Genomic DNA, 19636 nt, shown 5'->3' on the forward strand with positions numbered 1-19636 from the left:
AAAAATAAAGCCACCGATTTGGTGGCTTTATTTTTATGATTTATTTCAGATCTTGTGCTTGCCCGTATTGGTCAGCCATGACTTCGACAAACTGATCAAGTTTGATGTATTTCTTGATTACCGCATTGACATCTTCTTTGCTCAGTTTCGCAAGTTCTTGATCTCGCTCAGCACGATCCAACAAAGTCTTGTTACGCTCTAACTGCCCCGTGAGCATGCCATGAATATTGCGCTCGTCCTCTAAAGCGGTCACCCGTTTTTTCATGATATCGGCTTTGGCTGCTTCCACTTCCTGCTCAGTCACGCCTTTGCTCAGTAACTCATTCAATACCTTATGTACCGATTGCGAAACTTGCTCAGAACGACCAGAAGTATAATTTGCAGTGATACTCAACGTACCATCATCAATATCTGGATCAAGATCTAGGCCACTACCAAAGCCATATACCAAGGCGTTCTTCTCACGTAACTCTTGTGCCAAACGCGATGAGAGTTGCGAGTTCCCCAAGATATGACTCAGGATAATCAAAGCTGGTGCATCTTTATGGTATGAACCAACAGGCAACGCCAGTACACTTTGATAACTACCAAATTCACGCTGTTCCGATAAAGCATGTACTTTCTGCGCTTTATACACCGTATATTGACCTGTCACTTTCGTGAACGGCTGCTTTGCTTTCCAAGAACCAAAGGCCTTTTGTAAGGTCTTCTGCATTTTCTTAGCATCAAAATCACCTGTCACAGCGATTTGGGCATGATCCGTCACAAAGAATTGCTCATAGAACTGTTTAATTTGTGGCTGAGTGACTTCACTGATCTGCTTTTTCGCAAGTTCTGGTTCAAAGTGATAACGGATATCTCCTGGTTTATAGATTTCCAGAATTTTAGATAAAGTCATCGATGACACAACCGCAGGTTCTGTATATGGACGATCCAGTACCGATAAGCTCTGATTTTTTGCCAAATCAAACTCAGTTTGCGAGAATTTTGGTTGTTTAACCACATCCACAATAAAGTTGAAGAAATCTTCAAACTTGTCTTTCTTCGCCTGAATCACAATGGTAAAACCATTGCCATTCGAACTGACCGATGCCCCACCACTTGCAGCAATGGCTTTATCCGTAATTTCTTGCAAAGTATGCTTTTCAGATCCACGTAACATCAAATAACTGGTTAAATCTAAGGTCACACCTTTGCCAAATAATGTTTTTTCATCACCAAAATCTAAACTAATGGTGGCATAGGTTTTATCATCACGTGTAGGCGTTGGGAATAGCGCGTAGCGAATACCATTCTTTAACTCGCCACGCTGAATTTTCTGCTCATTCTTTTGCAATTGTTGAGCAGACTGCGTCATAAACTGGCTGACTTCCTGCTGATAAACACTGACATCCTTTAATGGTTCAGGTTTTTCTGCACTTTGATCTAGCGTTTTTGGCTGATTATCGGCTTTTAACGTCATCGCCTTCTTCTGATCTTCAGGTGTTGGTAAAATATCACCTGAAATACGATGTGATGACACTAAAAACTCTTTTAAACTTTGATTGGCATCTTTTAATTTTAAATCTTTAACTGATTGTAAATCTTTAAAGTACTGATCCCACTGACCATGAGATGAAACGGCATAATCACTCAGACGTGAGCCTAATGCCACCGCATCATTCATAATGGTATCCGCATCATTTTGTGTGATATTTTTAATCCGTTGTAACTCGGCCTCACTAAATTCATGGCTATTTTCTACACCCGCCGTGAGCGCGTCATTAACTTTTTTGGCATCATGATTCGGTGCATAAATTGCGCCCATAAACACCAAATTAAAATCTTGATCTAACCATGTGGTTGACTGCACTGCAGTACTAATCCCCGTCTCCACCATACTTTTATACAGGATACCACTAGGTTGCATGGTATAGAGTGCCGGTGCCAATGCTAACGCAGGCTGCAGCTTGGTATTTTTACCATTCATATAGATGTGGAATTTGGCTAAATCACTGCCCTTTTGCACGGTAAATTGGCGCTGTTCAATTTTGCTTGAATCCAGAACAGGCACTTGTACCTGGGCAGGCACAGCACGTGCTGGTATTGGACTAAAATATTGGTCAACTTTATTTAAGACTTCGGTCTTATCAAATTTACCTGAAATCACCATCACCGCATTATTCGGCGCATACCAAGTTTTATAAAACTGATTCAATTCATTCAGCTGAATGGACTTTAACTCGGGTAGATCACCAATCGGCAAACGACCCAAATATTGGTTGCCATAAGCGGCTTTCCACATTTGATCCATCAATACCGCAAAAGGTTGATCCATACGGATTTCACGTTCACGTTTGACGATCTCAATTTCAGAAGGCACAAATTTTTCTTGCAGTACCAATTTGTCCATACGCTCAGATTCGAGGTACAGAATTTCATTCAATGCATTCTTTTCAGGACGAACAATATTTAAATATTTAGTCGAGTAGTAATCGGTGCTGGCATTGGTCATCAGGGTAAATTGATCCAGGCGACGCTGGAACTCATCGCCTTTCACATTCTGCGTGCCTTTAAAAGCCAGATGTTCCAATAGATGTGCCAGACCGCCTTTACCCTTCGGGTCATTCAGTGAACCCGTAAAATAAACCGTATTTACATAGACTTTGTTTTCTTTATCATTTGGCGCAAGAATTACACGAAAACCATTATCTAATTTATATTCTTCGATATTTTTTTCACTTTTTACGAGTACTGTCTGAGACCAAGACGTCGCACTCAACCCGATCAAACAAAGAGAGAGAGTAAGCTGCTTAAACCGCATTAACATAATTTATCCAAGTAATTTTGGTGATTTAAATAAAAACGTCAAGCTATAGTAGAGAACGATTCGCATTTTTAATAGTTATGTTTTGAAAAAAGCTGTTTATTTAAACAGCTTTTATCTTTGTTTTTGCACAATTTAAGCTAAAAATCAGATTAGCAATTCAGCTTGCATATATAATTTTGCATAACCTGAAATTTCAATACGCTGTTCAGATTCAATCACACAGTCCAGAATCCCGCCACGTGCAGAAGCTTGAAAAGCCACCAATTGTTTCTTGTTTAATTTATCGGCCCAAAGCGGGACAATCGCGGTATGGATCGAACCCGTGACTGGATCTTCATCAATGCCAATTGCGGGTGCAAAATAGCGAGAAACGCAATCAAACGTCCCTTCGCCGCGTGCGGTAATGGCAACATCCGGCTGTGAAGCAGTAATTGCTGTACGAACCTTGCCAAGTTGTTTTAATTTTTCCAGATCAGGTTGTTCATCCAATACATCCTGCACGGTTTCATATTCAACAATATAAGCTTGAGCATTACGATAAACAGCTTTAAATGGTTTCGTCAGCGCCTCACGTAGTTCCTGAGGAAAATCAGAGACTAATTCAGCTTTTCGAATTGGAAAGTTCATTTTGATTTTGCCATCAGCAGCTTGGCTGACAATAAAAATTCCGAGCTCGCGCACATGGAACTGAATGGTTGTGGCTTGAGTGAAATCTTTAAACAGTACAAAAGCACTGGCTAAAGTCGCATGCCCACAAAAAGCCACCTCATCCAGTGGAGAAAACCAGCGAATCTCATAATTACTGTCATCAAGTGTTCTGACAAATGCGGTCTCTGATAAATTATTTTCCATCGCAATATTCTGCATCAAATGGTCATCTAACCATTCATCCACCACGATAACCGCGGCCGGATTTCCTTTAAATAATTGTTGGGTAAAAGCATCAATTTGATACATCTTCATGACACAACACTCTCTCTATTTTCCAGTTATTTTGAACATCTGGTCTAGAAATGATAGATACAGATTTTTCTAAATTTACGATACACCACAGTTTTTCTAATTCAACCAGCTTAAATGTTTAAAATTTAAGCTAAAAATATGTTCCGCTTGCTAACAGATCAGGCCAAAAGTCCACTGATTTAGCATAATTCAAAATAAGCCATACAGAATATTCACAATAAAAAATTTGCAGCTCTCTATGGTATTACGCAGATTAAACAAGTGAGAAAAGCAATGCGTATCCCCGTTAATGCCATCGTCTTTGAAGATTTTGAAACCCTCGACATCATGGGCCCTGTCGAGTTGTTTGGCTTATTGCAAGCGCACTACCAAGTGCAGTTTTATAGCCTAAATGGTGGCTTGGTTTCCAATAAGCATGGTGTCTGCATCCAAACCCAAGCTTTTAGTGAAATTGAAACCAATGCACAAAGTATTCTATTGGTTCCGGGGGGGATCGTGACATTTGAACTGATGAATAACCAGCAGTTTCTTGATGAGCTTAAAACTTTAGCGACCCAAAGTGCACACGTACTCACAATATGTACAGGCAGTTCATTAGTTGCAGCGACTGGTCTTTTAAATGGACTTAAAGCAACGTCGAATAAAATGGCATTCGAGTTTGTACAAAAACTCAATGACCAAGTGTTATGGCAAGCCCAAGCCCGTTGGGTAATTGATGGAAAATTCTATACTTCATCAGGTGTGAGTGCAGGTATGGATATGACTCTTGCCTTTATTCATAACACTCAAGGTGAACAGGTTGCGCAACTTTGCGCGGAAGAGGCTGAATACATCTGGAACAGTAATCCTAAAATTGACCCTTTCTGCAAAGCAAAAGTGGACTAAGACCTACCAAATATGAAGATTTATTTATTGTCGCTAGCTGTCGGTGTATTGGTTGGCGTGCTGTATTACCTCCTTGATGTGAAAGCTCCCGCACCGCCAATTGTTGCATTACTGGGTTTATTGGGTATCGTGATTGGCGAACAATTGGTACCTTTTATCCGACTCTATCTGTCCTAGCCTAAAGAAAACTGATTTTATCTCCCATAAAAATGAGTGGTACATCCCACTCATTTTTATCAACACCATTACACAGCAACTCAATCGAGCCTGACATCAAAGCCCAAATTTTCTGCAATCAGCAAGGTTTGATCAAGTTGAATAATTGCATCCTTAATTTGGGACTCTTTCGGGTCTAGGGCACTCAGGTCACTCCCCCTTAAATCGCATGCAGTAAAATCTGCACGGTGTAACCACGCCCCAGATAAATCACTGTTCCGAATTGAACTGCCTTGACAACGGGCGCCGGTCAAATCTGCTTCTCTTAAACGGGTTCTTAAAAATGCAGCCTTTTCTAAATCTGCACCGGGCAATCCCACAAAAGCCCAATCACTATCTTCAACCCGCATATAATGAAACTGACAATCACTGAAGATACTTCCAACAAATTTACAGTCGGTAAATTTACTGTCAAAGAAATTACACGAGATAAAGGTACAATTTAAAAATGCACTACTTTGATGAACGGATGCATTAAACCGTGCTTGTCGAAATGTACATTCATTAAAAATTACCCCAGTGCTTTTCGCCTCAGACAGATCCAGATCAACAAAGAGTACCTTTTCATATTTCTGATTATTCAGCTCTTGTCCATACCAGTCCAAGCTGGAGAATGTTTCGATCGTTTTAGCTGCAGCCTGACCATATTTTCGTTCTGCCATAATGCCCAGATTTTATTTTATAAAACCCTAACATAGGTTATATCTGCAGTTTTGTATATTATTTTAATATGACTTCGTTCACTCATTTAAAAATAAAAAGAGCGGTATAACCGCCCTTTCTCTGCAAGTGAAAATTAATCTTTCATATGTTCAATAATGGCTTGAGCAAATTGCGAACACCGCAACAAAGTTGCATTTGACATGAGACGCTCAAAATCATAGGTCACTGTCTTGGCTGAAATCGCTCCAGAAATACCAGTAATGATGAAGTCTGCTGCTTCCGTCCAGCCCATGTCACGCAGCATCATTTCAGCAGACAAGATAATCGAACCCGGATTGACTTTATCTTGTCCCGCATACTTGGGTGCTGTGCCATGAGTGGCTTCATACATGGCAATCGCGCCGCCAATATTGGCACCCGGTGCGATTCCAATTCCACCCACTTCTGCCGCCAGTGCATCAGAAATATAGTCCCCGTTTAAGTTCAGGGTCGCAATCACCGAGTAGTCTGCAGGGCGCATTAAAATTTGCTGCAAGAACGCATCAGCAATGACATCTTTAATAATGATGTCTTTACCATTTTTGGGATTTTTAATTTTTACCCACGGGCCACCATCCAGTAACTGACCACCAAAACGTTCTATAGCCAGTTCATACCCCCATTCTTTAAATGCACCTTCGGTGTATTTCATAATGTTGCCTTTATGCACCAAGGTCACCGAAGGCTTGTCATTATCAATTGCAAACTGAATCGCTTTACGCACTAGGCGCTGAGACCCCTCTTTAGACACTGGTTTAATCCCGATACCACAATCTTTAGGAAAACGGATTTTGGTGACGCCCATTTCTTCTTGCAGAAATTTAATTACTTTTTTCGCTTCGGGAGAATCTGCTGGCCATTCAATCCCAGCATAGATATCTTCCGAATTTTCACGGAAGATCACCATATCGGTCAGTTCAGGATGCTTCACGGGTGAAGGTACTCCTTTAAACCAACGAACAGGCCGCACACAGACATATAAATCAAGTTCTTGGCGTAATGCCACATTTAAAGAACGAATCCCACCACCAACAGGTGTGGTTAATGGCCCTTTTATTGATATAATAAACTCGCGTAAAGCATCAAAAGTTTCTTCTGGCATATAGTTGCCGTAAATTTTGTCTGCTTTCTCACCGCTGTAGACTTCCATCCATTCGATAGAACGTTTGCCACCGTAAGCTTTTAGCACAGCGGCATCTACTACTGCTTTCATTGCTGGTGTAATATCCACACCAATACCATCACCTTCAATAAAAGGAATGATCGGACGATTTGGAACATTTAGTGACAGATCTGCATTTACTGTGATTTTGTCTCCATCCGTAGGAACCACGATCTTCTGATAACCCATTTTGTAGGTTCTCCCTCATGTATTTTAGCGATTATGTCTATGCCTTCTCTGGCATACTTTCGTTTTTTATTGCATGAAACAGTTTAGTTCAAAACTGGTTTTTTTGAGATTTATACGGGAAATAACAACATTTTCCCATTAAATAGAAACCGTTATTGTTATGATGCCGCCCATAACCAAAGTAGTATATTCATATGAAAGTAGTCGTATTTAACAAACCTTTTGACGTTTTGTCACAGTTTCGCGAAGATGAAAAACATCTAACAGTTTCAAGTTTTATCAAAGATCCTGAACTTCGTATTGCAGGACGTTTAGATTTAGACTCTGAAGGTTTAATGTTTCTTACGGATCATGGTGGTTTAAATCAATTCATCACCCATCCAGACAATAAGAAATATAAAACTTATCTGGCTCAAGTTGATGGTGATGTCACAGAAGAAGCCATTGAAAAACTGCAAAAGGGTGTTGAACTTGCAGATGGGATGACCTTACCTGCCAAAGCCCGTAAAGTCGATCAACCTGAATGGCTATGGGAACGTAATCCACCTGTGCGTTACCGTGCCAATATTCCAACGACTTGGATCGAATTACAAATCTGTGAAGGCCGTAACCGTCAAGTGCGTCGTATGACCGCTGCTGTGGGTTTCCCAACTTTACGTCTGATTCGTACTCAAATTGGTACAATTGATCTGGTTAAACTAGGTTTACAGCCTGGTGAACAACTGGAAATCGAACCTTTGCTTTATCCAGATTTTAAAGATGTTCCAGCCGATAAGCCTTATGAAGGTCGTTCTTTCGCGAAAAAATCGAATAATAAACCGCATTTCTCTCGCGCCAAAGATAAAGCACGTGAAGAAAAAGGTGAAAAACCATTTAAAGGCAAGAAAAAAGCAGGTGGTGGTACAACCCGTATCTGGCAAACTGACGAAGCAGATAAACCACGTCGTAAGACCAATGGCACAACCCGTCCAAACACCAAAGCACCGCGCGGTCGTAACCGTAATGGCCGTTAGAATTTAGATGTTTTAAAGCCCACTTTCGTGGGCTTTAAAACATGCGCTAAACAACAGATGATTCAGAATACAAAAGAATAAATATCAAAAATACATTTTATGAAATAACCCAACATAAGTAAGGGACAACCATAAATTATAAAGTAATCATATTTATATTTATTTAACTGTCTTTCACGAAGAATTTTACACCAATAAATCAAGATCGAAAGATTTACGCAGAGAGCAAAAATAAGACTGATCATTAATTTACCAACAAGTGTTGATAATGATGGAGAAAAAAACTCCCTATTATTTATAATTTTATATTTATCATTATTAATTAAGTCAAAATATTTAACTCTAACCGACTTCACCTCACCTAAATCATTCACTCGGGCTTCGTAGGCTAAATTTTCGACTTTAAAGCCATACTGATAATCACTCCACTCCCGACATAAATGAATCATAGTAGCACCACAGAAAATATCTCCGAGATAAGAACCATCATTGTAAAGCTCAAAATAGTATGTCGTTTTTTTAGCCTGATATTTTTCTACATAAACTCTTATTTTCTCATCTGCTTCAACATATTCTTGTTTCTTTTGATAAATATGATTTTCAATAAAACTGTAAGTGGATTCCGAAACGATATAATAAGCTAGATGTAACAATAAAAAAGCTGCCATAAAAACAGAGGAATGCGTATCAGCCCGAGTTTGTTCCATCTTTTACTTTAAAACCCCAAAAATCGAAAAATCCGACTCATATTAATAAAAAGCCGATGCTTTCGCATCGGCTTTTTTCACGACCAACAAAATGTCAGTAATATTTTAAAACTTAAGCTGTTTCAAGTGCTGCATTCAATGTAGAACTTGGACGCATTACAGCACTGACTTTCGCAGGGTCAATGGCGTAGTAACCACCGATATCAGCAGCTTGACCTTGTACTTGCGCAAGCTCAGCCACAATCTTCTGCTCATTTTCAGCCAATGCTTTTGCAAGTGGCGTAAATTTCGCTTTTAACTCAGCATCTTCGTCTTGAGCTGCTAATGCTTCAGCCCAGTACAATGCTAAGTAGAAGTGGCTGCCACGGTTATCTAATTCACCTGTACGACGTGATGGAGACTTGTCGTTATCAAGAAGTTTGCCTGTTGCTTGATCAAGTGTCTTGGCAAGCAATTTCGCACGGTTATTGTCTTCTTTGATACCAAGCTCTTCTAAAGACACTGCCAATGCAAGGAACTCACCGAGAGAATCCCAACGTAAGTGGTTTTCTTCAACCAACTGCTGAACATGCTTCGGCGCTGAACCACCCGCACCTGTTTCGTACATGCCACCACCGGCCATTAACGGCACGATTGACAACATTTTTGCTGAAGTACCCAATTCCATGATCGGGAACAAGTCAGTTAAGTAATCCCGTAAGATATTACCCGTTACTGAAATGGTATCTAAACCACGCGCAACACGTTCAAGCGTATAACGCATTGCACGTACTTGTGACATGATTTGGATATCAAGACCTGCGGTGTCATGATCTTTCAAGTATTTTTCAACTTTCTTGATCAATTCATTTTCATGTGGACGGTACGGGTCTAACCAGAAGATTGCAGGCATGCCAGAGTTACGTGCACGTGTAACTGCAAGTTTCACCCAGTCACGGATCGGTGCATCTTTCACCTGACACATACGCCAGATATCGCCTTCTTCTACATTCTGACTCATTAACACTTCGCCAGTATCTAGATCAGTGATGTTGGCAATACCCGCCTCAGAAATTTCGAAAGTCTTGTCGTGTGAACCGTATTCTTCAGCTTTTTGCGCCATCAAACCAACGTTTGGCACAGTACCCATGGTACGTGGGTCGAAGTTACCATTCCACTTACAGAAATTGATCATTTCTTGGTAAATACGTGCGAATGTCGACTCAGGCATGACCGCTTTACAATCATAAGGTTTGCCGTCAGCACCCCACATTTTACCACCACCACGGATCATTGCAGGCATAGAAGCATCGACAATCACGTCATTTGGTGAATGGAAGTTGGTAATGCCTTTTGCAGAATCAACCATTGCAAGCGCAGGACGGTGTTCTTGGCAAGCATGTAAGTCTTCGATAATTTCTTCACGGAGTGAAGTCGGTAAAGTTTCGATCTTTTCATAAAGACCCGCCATACCGTTGTTCACGTTAATACCGAGTTCGTCGAATAATTTACCGTGTTTTTCGAAAGCATCTTTATAGTAAATTTTCACACAGTGACCGAAAACGATCGGGTGTGATACTTTCATCATGGTTGCTTTAACGTGCAATGAGAACAGGATGCCTGCTTCACGACAGTCTTCGAGTTCTTTCTCGTAGAAATCGCATAGGGCTTTTTTGCTCATAAACATCGAGTCAATGATTTCACCGTCTTGAAGCGCAACTTTAGGCTTAAGCACAATGGTTTCACCTGACTTGGTGATGAGTTCCATTTTCACATTACGCGCACGGTCTAAAGTCATAGATTTTTCACCGTGGTAGAAGTCGCCTTCGTCCATGTGAGAAACGTGAGTTTGAGACCATTGTTTCCACTCGCTCATTGAATGCGGGTGTTTTTTTGCATAATTTTTCACAGCAGCTGGCGCACGGCGATCAGAGTTACCCTCACGCAATACCGGATTCACTGCCGAACCAAGGCATTTACCATAGCGTGCCTTGATTTCTTTTTCTTCTTCAGTTGTTGGGTTTTCTGGATAATCAGGAATTGCATAGCCCTTCGACTGGAGCTCTTTGATACAAGACACTAACTGCGCAACAGAAGCACTGATGTTTGGAAGTTTAATAATGTTTGTATCTGGATCTTGGGTAAGACGACCTAACTCAGCAAGGTTATTGTTTACCTTTTGCTCATCTTTAAGGTAATCTGAAAATTCTGCGAGTACACGTGCTGCAACAGAGATATCACTTTTTACAATCTCGATGCCAGCAGGTTTGGTAAAGGTCTCAATGATCGGTAGCAATGAATAAGTCGCTAATAACGGCGCCTCATCAGTCAGTGTGTAAATGATTTTTGACTTTCCACCAGCCATATATAGCCCCTTGTGTTGGATTGAGTTACGGAAAACTGCGCTTTTGGCCCAGTTCCTAGAACCGATTTGCTGAAACAAACTTGAGAGTATCAGCGTTCATCACATGCGAGTCAACGCAATATCCTGTGATAACGACATTTCGATAAAAAATACTACAAAATGATATAATAGTAGCATTGTACGATGTATATATGCGGTCAAGTTTTGTCTTTTCAAATACAAACCGCTACCAGCCTTAAAGCTACACACCGAATTGATCATTTAGCAAACAAATACATAAGTCACTAAATAAGCAGGCTTATTCTGACAGACTTAGATGAATAATTCGTTAATTCTTTAGTGGTAGGATCAATTTAAATGCGATACCGTTATGGTGATTTGCGACGGCTGCTATACCGTCATGCTGTTGCATAATTGACTTCACAATAGCTAAACCTAGCCCTCCCGTTCGTGCTTTTTGATGCCGACTCTGATCGACTTGATAAAATCGGTCAAATAGATGTGGTAAATGTTTTTCCTCAATAAAAACACCTTCCGTCTGCACAATGATCCCCACATGTTGATCAGATTGATAGGCCTGTAATGCAATAGTCCCCTGTTCTTTACCATGCAATACCGCATTACTGATTAAATTCGCAATCGCTCTCTGCATTAAGGCTGCATTTGCCACAATACTCAAATCATCTGGCAGATCAAACACCAATCTCATTTGACGTTCTTCAATTACGCAATCAAAATAATCCGCAATCGTCTCGATTAGCTGTTTTACATTTAACGCCTGTTTTTCCAGTCCGTATTCTGCATGCTCCGAACGGGCAATGAACAACATACTTTCAATCATCTTGGTCAGCCGTTCATATTCTTCTAAATGTGAATATAATAAATTTTCCAACTCTTCGACCGGACGAGACTGGGATAATAAGATTTGAGTTTGCCCCATTAAATTATTCAGAGGAGTTCTGAGTTCATGTGCAATATCTTCTGAAAACTGCGATAGTTTTTGATAATCCTGCTGAATCTTATCTAGCATTTCATTCATCGCCTGACTGAGTTGCTGAACCTCAATGTTGTTTGATTTTATGGATACGTGAATTAAGCTTTTGAACATTGATATTATTGGTCTCAGCGATCAAATGCCGCATCGAACGGAACAGATAATGTCCTACCATAAAACCCAACAAACTCGATAATAAAATGCCCAAACCACTATAAAATACAATTTTCCAGAAATATTGTTTGAGCATCGTATTGACTGCTGCCCATTGCTGACCTGCAATTAAATAATACTGTTGTTGGCGGCCATATTGAATTGTTTGGAAAGCAAAACGAGTACTTGGATATTCCGTTGTATTATTCGCATACTGAATTTGATTTGAATAATTGAATGCTGGAATACTGACCTGCAGCGGATTGATCTTTATCAAATCATGTTGTGCATCTTTGACGATAAATATACTGTCTTCATGCCCCACCATATTTTCATAAAGCTTGGGATATTTTACTAAAATATTGGCTGAATGAGCATCAGTCAAAAAGACGTCCATCCGCCTAATTCGCGCAGCTAAGGCTTTATCTTGTTGGGTATAGACTATTGCTTTGAAGTTTTGGTAAGACAACCCGCCAATACTGATAAAAACCACACAAGAAATCAGACTAAAAGCCAGACTCAGGCGCGAAGCCAAAGACAATTTACCCATTATGTCCATCTTTTAAATCGACCTTATAGCCCATGCCCCGCACGGTATATATCAACTTGGGCGCAAAATGATCATCAATCTTTGCCCTTAGGCGACGTATTGCAACGTCCACCACATTAGTATCCGTATCAAAATTAATATTCCAAACCATTGAGGCTATTTGCGTTCGTGTTAACACTTCTCCACGATGTTGAAGTAACAGTTGTAACAACACAAACTCTTTGGCTGTTAAATCAATCTTGGTGTCGGCTCGATGAACTTCCCGACTCAAGCGATTTAAACTCAGGTTAGCAATTTGATAAACCTCTTTTTCGACCTTTGGCACACGACGTAATAAACTTTTAATTCGTGCCAATAATTCTACGTATGAAAATGGTTTAACCAGATAGTCATCTGCGCCAAACTCTAATCCTTTCACCCGATCCAGAACATGATCTTTTGCCGTCAGCATTAATACTGGTATTTTCGAAAAAGTCCGTAACGTTTGCAAAACTTGCCAGCCGTCCAATTGTGGCAACATCACATCCAAAATCAATAAATCAAATACTTCTTGTTGCAAACGTGACAATGCTTCTATGCCATCTGCTGCAACGGCACAGGTATAACCAGACTCATGTAATCCTTTCGCTAGAAACTGTGCGATTTTGAATTCATCTTCAACAATTAGAATATGCATTCCACATCTTAACCTTGTTTATCCCTCGCTAAGATTACAAATCGGTAATCCAATTGTCATCATGATCAAATTCATTTCTTTTTACCATGTCCTGAGGAAATAAAGATTTTCTATTACTCAGTCGCCTTGTTTGATTTTGGGAAAATGAATATGGACAACCTAATTACTCGCCTTACTTTTTCTTCTATTTTACTTACCAGCGTATCACTCAGCTCTGCCCAAGATACCAATCTTACGGGCTATTTTGTCTCGGCAAAAGTGACTGCTGCGGAGCTAAAGGCGAAGAATATGCAAACCAGTTTACGCCCAGGGATTGGTCAATTTGTAACAGGTAACGATCAGGATGATTTAATCAATACATCTCTTGGATTTGGCTATGATTTTGGCAATGGCTGGCGTACAGAAGCTGAATACACCTTTAAAAATGATGCTGAGTTTACTAGCGGCTCAACCAATTTTCCCACGAGTTTCAATCATCACAAAGTTGAGACACAACGTTTAATGCTAAATGCTTATCGTGATTTCGAAGTAATCCGAAATGTAGCGATTTACGGCAATCTCGGCTTGGGAATAGCACGTACACAATCATCCGGTTGGCAAGGCAATATATCACGTCAATACCTTGCCAATACCGAAACACAATTGGTTTATAGCTTAGGTGCAGGCACAACCTACACAGCCATTAAAAATTTAAATCTAGATTTGGGTTATCGCTATGTCGATTTAGGCAAAGCCGAGAGTGGTTTAAATAACTTTACGAATGCCCGCACTCTTCAAGATGAACAGATGAAAGCACACCTATATTCAAGTGACTTTTATTTAGGCGCAAGATATTCATTTTAAAATTTTAAAGCACTGATTAGCATTGTTTTTTGCACTCTTATCCCATGCCCATGTATTGCCCTCACAACAACTGACGGCAATACAGACGAAAACATTGATCAACAAAGGTAGAATATTGTTATGTATAAAAATCTATTCACCATCGCCGCACTATCGGCTTCAAGCAGCTTATTCGCAGCAACAAACCCATTGAGTGTGCATGTTCTCAACCAGCAAAATGGTCTACCTGCTGCTGATGTCACCGTTGTTCTCGAAGCACAACAAAAAAATCAGTGGATAGAGATCAATCAGGCCAAAACTGATCAAAATGGCCGAATTACTGCCCTTTATCCGACGCAACAACAATTAAAGTCGGGTATTTATAAAGTGACTTTTAAAACAGGTGACTGGTATAAAGCGCAAAAGCAAAGTAGTTTTTTTCCTGAAGTTCCAGTTATTTTTGAAGTTGATGGAACCTTACCGCACTATCACATTCCATTACTGCTCAGCCCCTACGGATATTCGACTTATCGTGGGAGCTAATAAAAAGGACGCTTATCGCGTCCTTTTTACTAAGTCTTAGCTCTTCAACCAACGATCAACTTTTTGCTGATCTTCAACGTTTAATTCAACCGTGGTCAATTCATTTTCACCCGCTTGAAGTTCAAATTGCAAAAGCTCATCACGACGGAATGCATAGACCGTAAATGTGCCGTGTTGTTTTGCGTACTTGGCTAAAAGCTTCTCCGAAGCCTTGATACCATCAATCGCAACAATCACATCATTGGCAGATAAACCCGCTTGTGCTGCTGCACTATCACGACGAAGCTGTTGCACTACAACCCCTTCAGCTTTATCTACAACTTTTAAGCCAAACGGTAAAGCCTTGTCACTTTTAACGGTGTAGCTCAAACCAAACTCTGGGAACAGTTGATCAAGTGGTAATTCATCAGTCGTGTTAATTAGATGATTGATCTGCTCAATCCAGTTATCGCCTGTCAGTTCACTACACAATTCAAAAATGGTGCGATCATTGACTTGAATTCCATTCTGGGTGTTTTCATATAAACGACGCATTAAAGCATCAAGGTTTGAACCACGTAAACGTAGTCCTAAATCTAAACAAAGTGCCACTAAACTGCCTTTGTTATAATAGCTGGTTCCAGCATTATTCGAATTTTCATCTTGACGATAGAATTTGATCCACGCATCAAAGCTCGACTCTGAAACCGATTGAATCATACGCCCAGGATTTTGCAGATAACGATCAATTTGTGCTTTTAATAAATCTAAATATGATTGTTGTGAAATCACTCCACTACGCAACAAAACCAGATCATCATAATAAGAAGTAAAACCTTCAAAAATCCATAATAAGCTGGTATAGGCTTCTTTATGTAAATCGTAATGGCTAAAGTTTTCAGGACGAATAAACTTCACCAACCATGAATGAAAATACTCATGACTACATAACCCTAAGAAACGTTGGTAATCTTTTGATGGTTCTACTGCTTCATCTGCCTTCGGGAGATCATCACGTGGCGTAATTAAACTGGTGCTATTGCAATGTTCCAGACCACCATAGCTACTTCCTGTCGCCATGGTCATAAAGGTATAGTTCTGGAAGGGTGCTGAACCAAACATCTGAATTTCAGTTTGACAGATCTTTTCAATATCCGTTTGTAAACGGGTCAAATTGGTGCTGTGTTTTCCTGAAATCACAAACTCATGCGGAATGCCATGGGCTTGAAAACTAAAGCGAGTCTGATCAGCCAATTCAAATGGGCTATCAATCAACTGGTCGTAATTGTCTGATTTTAAAGTAAAGCGTCCTTTGACCAAGCTTTTGTTTGGCAAACCAGTCGCAATTTGAAAATGCTTTAACTCATCTGGTAGAAAAATTTCCAGCTCACATGGCGATTGCTCTTGATCTTTTAATCCTAAACAGACACAAGCAGGGTTCACGTACAAACGAGTTTGATCGACATAGGCACCGCGTACTGACAGATCATACGCATAGACATCATACTCAACCGTAATCAGTTCATGATCGGTATTGAATAAGCGCCAACGGTTTTTCTCGGTTTTTTTAATACTCAGTAATCGTCCTGCTTCATCAGAGGCCTTCACTGATTCAATGTGCTTGGAAAACTCCCGAATCAAATAACTGCCAGGAATCCAAGTTGGCAACCACAATTCTTGGTTTGGATTGGCAAGAAAGCGTAAGGTGACATGAATCAGGTGTTGGCGATAATCGTCGAACTCAATTTGATAGTGCAACATAATTTCTAATCATGAAAATGGGAACAATTTCGCACAGCTTAGCATTTTTTTACAAAGTCATGCGTAGATGTCGTAATTGTCAGCAAAAGTTTAGGGGCTATTGTCACTTTATCTATGGTTGCGACAGTGGAGATTTTTTAGGCGATACAAGGCATGTCTTGTGAAATTTAGTCATTCTAAATGAACAAGGTATAACGTAGTAGCGACAAAAAATGCCCCTGTCCCAAAGGGTTGGGGCTAAAATACCCTCATACTTCGTTATGAAACTTGGCAAGGGAATAGCCATTCCCTGCGTTTCATGTCTCGTCTGATGAATTTTTAGCCTACAACGCAATTCATATATAAAATGTCAATAGCCCCTAGATTCTTCAACAAAAAAGTCATAGCATTCTCCTCTCACATTTAAGGCCACTGGATCGGCTATACAAGGTATTCACGTGAAATTTCTTCTCCCCCTCTTTACATTGTTGAGTCTCATCTGTGCAAATCTGGCACATGCAAATTTACTGAGCATTGCTCCTGAAACAGTTGAAGCTCAAGCTTGGTCGGTGATTGATGCCCAGTCAGGGCAAATCATTGCAGAACATAATAGCCATGTTCAGCGAGCCCCTGCATCTCTTACTAAAATGATGGTGGCCTATATTGCCTTAAAAGAGATTGAAGCCGGTAAATTACGTAAAGAAGAAGTTCTAACCGCAACACCAGTTGTGAGTACTGTGATGTGGGATGAATCACAAATGTATCTGAAAGCTGGTGAACAAATTTCGGTTGATCAACTTTTGGCAGGGCTGATCGTGATGTCTGCGAATGATGCAGCTGTGACTTTAGCTGAAAAAATCTCGGGCAGCGTGCCACAATTTGTTGCGCGAATGAATCAGGAAGCACAAGCCTTAGGTATGAAAGATACCCATTTCAGCAACCCTGCTGGGATTACCATGACCGATCATTATTCAACTGCGGCAGATCTCAGCTTGTTGGCAAAAGCGATTGTGAAGCAAACTCCTGAATACTTATATTATTCAAAAATGCCAAGCTTTAGCTATAACCAGCATTTTCACCATGCTACCAACCTTGCCTTGAAAATGGATCCAACTGCAGATGGTTTAAAGACCGGCTTCACCAAGGCAGCCGGTTATAACCTAGCCTTAACCGCTGAACGCCCGACCTTGAATTCACCAATTGAAAAGCGTCGCCTTATCGTTGTTGTTTTAGGTACACCAAGCGCAGTGAAACGTGCTGAGGTTGCACACAAGTTAATGAACCTGGCTTATACCTATACCCGTGATGAAGAAGTTATTCCTAAGCAAAGATTGATTGCAGAACTGCCCGTGATTAAATCAACCTTGAAAATATTTAAGGTCGAAACACAGCAGCCGACCATTGTGACAACCTCTTTATATGGTCAAACAACACCAATTGACTTAAATACCTTTGATTTATTGACTCAACGCATTCATTTGAGTGATGCCAATCAACAAGTCACCACGGTTGAACCTCTTGAAACTACCAATACACGCATTAATATTGAATTGAATGAACAACGCTTAACTGCACCTTTAAAACAAGCTATGAACTTGGCTACCGTATCAATTTATCAAAACAACCAGTTGATCCGCAGCTTACAAATCGAGAATGATGTACAGATTGAGGAAGCCAATATTTTCCAGAAAATCATGATCTGGTTTTCTAATCTGTTCAGTTTTTTTTCAACAAATGACACTAAAAACCCAAAAGTTTACCCTTTAAATCAAGGTTAAAAAAAACCTACTTTTTCTATCAAGATTACCAATACAATCTTGAAAAAAGGATGGCATAATCCAGCCATCCTTTCACAAAAAAATTAGGTTAATCATGAGTAAAACCTTACATCATATCGTGATTGTAGGCGGTGGTGAACCGTACCGGGTTTGTCGGAGACTTTTTTATTTAAGTTAGGCCACCTGACCTAACGGGTTAATCTTATCATAGTACATTGCTTCAAACTCAAAAGGCGATACATAACCCAGTGCACTGTGTACACGCTTTTTATTGAACCAATCTACCCAGTTTAGTGTCGCAAGTTGTACATCTGCTAAACCTTGCCAATCTGCTTTTAAATATTCAATCACCTCTGTTTTGTATAAGCCATTCACCGTTTCAGCCAGAGCATTATCGTATGAATCACCTGTCGTACCGACTGATGCTCGTAAATTTGCAGCATCTAAACGATTGGTATAGCGAATAGAAAGATATTGAACACCTCTATCGGAATGATGAATCACATTCTTTGGCATGCCTCGATCGTGCAATGCTTGCTCCAATGCATCGAGCACCATATCTGTATTCATCCGTGTAGATACTTTCCATCCAACAATTGCTCGTGAGAACACATCAATAATAAAGGCGGTATAGACCCAGCCTGAATGTGTTTGAATATACGTAAAGTCACTGACCCATAATTGGTCAGGTCGATCAGCACTAAAATTCCGTTTCACTAAATCATCTGCTCGTTTTTGATCATCTCGGCTACGGGTGGTTTGTTTATTCTTACCACGCCAAACACCTTGTATACCTAGCTTTTGCATCAATCGAGCAACTGTACAACGTGCAATAACATAACCCTCACGTTTCAATTTTTGCCAAACTTTACGTACACCATATCGACCTGAACTTTCTTTCCAAATACGTTTGATTTGCTCTGCATGATGTAAATCATGCAGAGCACGTTTCGCTCGATGTTCTGGGTTATCAACGAAATCTAAAGCCCGATAATAGGTCGAAGCTGCAATCGGTAAAATTCTACAAATCGCTTCAACACCATATAACGCCTTATTGTTATGGATAAAATCCACCATTATTTGTGTGGGCGGTCGAGCTCCGCCTGGGCGAAAAAAGCGGCTGCTTTACGTAGAATTTCATTGGCACGTTTTAATTCTTTAATTTCACGTTCCATTTGCTTCATTTTTTCTTGGTCAGATACCTGTTGTACTTTGGCGGGATTTTGTTGATCTAAGTATTTTTGATACCAAACACGAAGTGTTTCAGGAGTACAGCCAATTTTAGGAGCAATTGCGGAAACTGCTGCCCAATTCGATGGATAATCTTTTTCAGATTCAATTAGTAATTGAACCGCTCTTTCTCTAATTTCGGGGGTATAGTTTGGTTTTTTCATCGGAATAGTCTCTCAGA

General features: G+C 40.2%; 15 protein-coding genes, 1 pseudogene and 1 other annotated feature. Of the genes and pseudogenes, 6 read left to right on the plus strand and 10 right to left on the minus strand.

The window, feature by feature from the left end:
- Positions 1–40 precede the first annotated feature (40 nt).
- On the minus strand, positions 41–2809 hold the full coding sequence (locus F895_RS03465; protein ID WP_005243402.1) for a M16 family metallopeptidase: 2769 nt from the start codon (positions 2807–2809) through the stop codon (positions 41–43).
- 144 nt (positions 2810–2953) lie between these two features.
- Entirely contained in the window at positions 2954–3772 is an 819-nt protein-coding gene (locus F895_RS03460; protein ID WP_005243404.1) for a PhzF family phenazine biosynthesis protein, read from the minus strand.
- A gap of 273 nt (positions 3773–4045) precedes the next feature.
- On the opposite strand from F895_RS03460, the gene F895_RS03455 reads away from it, so the two are divergent.
- Complete coding sequence (locus F895_RS03455) at positions 4046–4657, plus strand: DJ-1/PfpI family protein (protein WP_005243406.1); 612 nt, start codon at positions 4046–4048, stop codon at positions 4655–4657.
- 12 nt (positions 4658–4669) lie between these two features.
- Positions 4670–4834: a DUF1427 family protein gene (locus tag F895_RS19665; protein ID WP_005243408.1), complete on the plus strand. Its 165-nt coding sequence runs from the start codon at positions 4670–4672 to the stop codon at positions 4832–4834.
- Positions 4835–4914: 80 nt separating this feature from the next.
- Here the strand turns inward: F895_RS19665 and F895_RS03450 are convergent, their stop codons facing one another.
- A complete protein-coding gene (locus F895_RS03450; RefSeq protein WP_005243410.1) occupies positions 4915–5535 on the minus strand; it encodes a pentapeptide repeat-containing protein in 621 nt (206 codons plus the stop codon).
- Between the two features lie 134 nt (positions 5536–5669).
- Positions 5670–6926, minus strand: a complete 1257-nt coding sequence (gene icd, locus F895_RS03445) for an NADP-dependent isocitrate dehydrogenase (protein ID WP_005243412.1) — start codon at positions 6924–6926, stop codon at positions 5670–5672.
- Between the two features lie 194 nt (positions 6927–7120).
- Between icd and F895_RS03440 the strand changes: the two genes are divergently transcribed.
- On the plus strand, positions 7121–7939 hold the full coding sequence (locus F895_RS03440; protein ID WP_005243414.1) for an rRNA large subunit pseudouridine synthase E: 819 nt from the start codon (positions 7121–7123) through the stop codon (positions 7937–7939).
- A 62-nt stretch (positions 7940–8001) separates the two neighbouring features.
- On the opposite strand, the gene F895_RS03435 is transcribed toward F895_RS03440, so the two are convergent.
- The 4 genes and pseudogenes from F895_RS03435 to F895_RS03415 form a co-directional block, all read right to left on the minus strand.
- Positions 8002–8646: a hypothetical protein gene (locus F895_RS03435; protein ID WP_005243415.1), complete on the minus strand. Its 645-nt coding sequence runs from the start codon at positions 8644–8646 to the stop codon at positions 8002–8004.
- Between the two features lie 112 nt (positions 8647–8758).
- Complete coding sequence (locus tag F895_RS03430) at positions 8759–10990, minus strand: NADP-dependent isocitrate dehydrogenase (RefSeq protein ID WP_005243418.1); 2232 nt, start codon at positions 10988–10990, stop codon at positions 8759–8761.
- A gap of 328 nt (positions 10991–11318) precedes the next feature.
- A pseudogene (locus tag F895_RS19970) lies at positions 11319–12696 on the minus strand (heavy metal sensor histidine kinase).
- The gene (locus F895_RS03415) at positions 12680–13363 is read right to left on the minus strand and encodes a heavy metal response regulator transcription factor (RefSeq protein ID WP_005243423.1); all 684 of its coding nucleotides are present in this window, start codon (positions 13361–13363) and stop codon (positions 12680–12682) included. Before F895_RS03415 ends, F895_RS19970 begins: the two are co-directional and overlap by 17 nt.
- 150 nt (positions 13364–13513) lie before the next feature.
- Here F895_RS03415 and F895_RS03410 point away from each other — a divergent pair, with 150 nt between their 5' ends.
- A complete protein-coding gene (locus F895_RS03410) occupies positions 13514–14206 on the plus strand; it encodes an outer membrane protein (protein ID WP_005243425.1) in 693 nt (230 codons plus the stop codon).
- 120 nt (positions 14207–14326) lie between these two features.
- Positions 14327–14728 carry a hydroxyisourate hydrolase gene (gene uraH / locus F895_RS03405; protein ID WP_005243427.1) on the plus strand — a complete coding sequence of 134 codons (402 nt, stop codon included), beginning with the start codon at positions 14327–14329 and terminating at the stop codon, positions 14726–14728.
- 36 nt (positions 14729–14764) lie between these two features.
- On the opposite strand, the gene F895_RS03400 is transcribed toward uraH, so the two are convergent.
- Positions 14765–16468, minus strand: coding sequence for a M61 family metallopeptidase (locus F895_RS03400; RefSeq protein WP_005243429.1), 1704 nt, complete (start codon positions 16466–16468; stop codon positions 14765–14767).
- Positions 16469–16905: 437 nt separating this feature from the next.
- Here F895_RS03400 and F895_RS03395 point away from each other — a divergent pair, with 437 nt between their 5' ends.
- A complete protein-coding gene (locus tag F895_RS03395; RefSeq protein WP_005243433.1) occupies positions 16906–18225 on the plus strand; it encodes a D-alanyl-D-alanine carboxypeptidase PBP6B in 1320 nt (439 codons plus the stop codon).
- Positions 18226–18399: 174 nt separating this feature from the next.
- On the opposite strand, the gene F895_RS03390 is transcribed toward F895_RS03395, so the two are convergent.
- Positions 18400–19619 (minus strand): IS3 family transposase gene (locus F895_RS03390; protein ID WP_107114716.1). Its coding sequence is split into 2 segments (ribosomal slippage): positions 18400–19343 and positions 19343–19619, totalling 1221 coding nucleotides; the frame shifts between segments, so codons are not numbered across the junction.
- Positions 19228–19344 (minus strand) — a sequence feature (AL1L pseudoknot). Its footprint overlaps the gene before it by 117 nt.
- Positions 19620–19636: the final 17 nt, after the last annotated feature.

The sequence above is a fragment of the Acinetobacter sp. CIP 64.2 genome (genome assembly GCF_000369645.1).
Classification (GTDB): Bacteria; Pseudomonadota; Gammaproteobacteria; order Pseudomonadales; family Moraxellaceae; genus Acinetobacter.

What these genes read in the sequence shown, in the direction of transcription:
- F895_RS03465 (WP_005243402.1), bottom strand. Translation starts at nt 2,809, where the DNA reads ATGTTAATGCGGTTTAAGCAGCTTACTCTCTCTCTTTGTTTGATCGGG.
- F895_RS03460 (WP_005243404.1), bottom strand. Translation starts at nt 3,772, where the DNA reads ATGAAGATGTATCAAATTGATGCTTTTACCCAACAATTATTTAAAGGA.
- F895_RS03455 (WP_005243406.1), top strand. Translation starts at nt 4,046, where the DNA reads ATGCGTATCCCCGTTAATGCCATCGTCTTTGAAGATTTTGAAACCCTC.
- F895_RS19665 (WP_005243408.1), top strand. Translation starts at nt 4,670, where the DNA reads ATGAAGATTTATTTATTGTCGCTAGCTGTCGGTGTATTGGTTGGCGTG.
- F895_RS03450 (WP_005243410.1), bottom strand. Translation starts at nt 5,535, where the DNA reads ATGGCAGAACGAAAATATGGTCAGGCTGCAGCTAAAACGATCGAAACA.
- icd (WP_005243412.1), bottom strand. Translation starts at nt 6,926, where the DNA reads ATGGGTTATCAGAAGATCGTGGTTCCTACGGATGGAGACAAAATCACA.
- F895_RS03440 (WP_005243414.1), top strand. Translation starts at nt 7,121, where the DNA reads ATGAAAGTAGTCGTATTTAACAAACCTTTTGACGTTTTGTCACAGTTT.
- F895_RS03435 (WP_005243415.1), bottom strand. Translation starts at nt 8,646, where the DNA reads ATGGAACAAACTCGGGCTGATACGCATTCCTCTGTTTTTATGGCAGCT.
- F895_RS03430 (WP_005243418.1), bottom strand. Translation starts at nt 10,990, where the DNA reads ATGGCTGGTGGAAAGTCAAAAATCATTTACACACTGACTGATGAGGCG.
- F895_RS03415 (WP_005243423.1), bottom strand. Translation starts at nt 13,363, where the DNA reads ATGCATATTCTAATTGTTGAAGATGAATTCAAAATCGCACAGTTTCTA.
- F895_RS03410 (WP_005243425.1), top strand. Translation starts at nt 13,514, where the DNA reads ATGGACAACCTAATTACTCGCCTTACTTTTTCTTCTATTTTACTTACC.
- uraH (WP_005243427.1), top strand. Translation starts at nt 14,327, where the DNA reads ATGTATAAAAATCTATTCACCATCGCCGCACTATCGGCTTCAAGCAGC.
- F895_RS03400 (WP_005243429.1), bottom strand. Translation starts at nt 16,468, where the DNA reads ATGTTGCACTATCAAATTGAGTTCGACGATTATCGCCAACACCTGATT.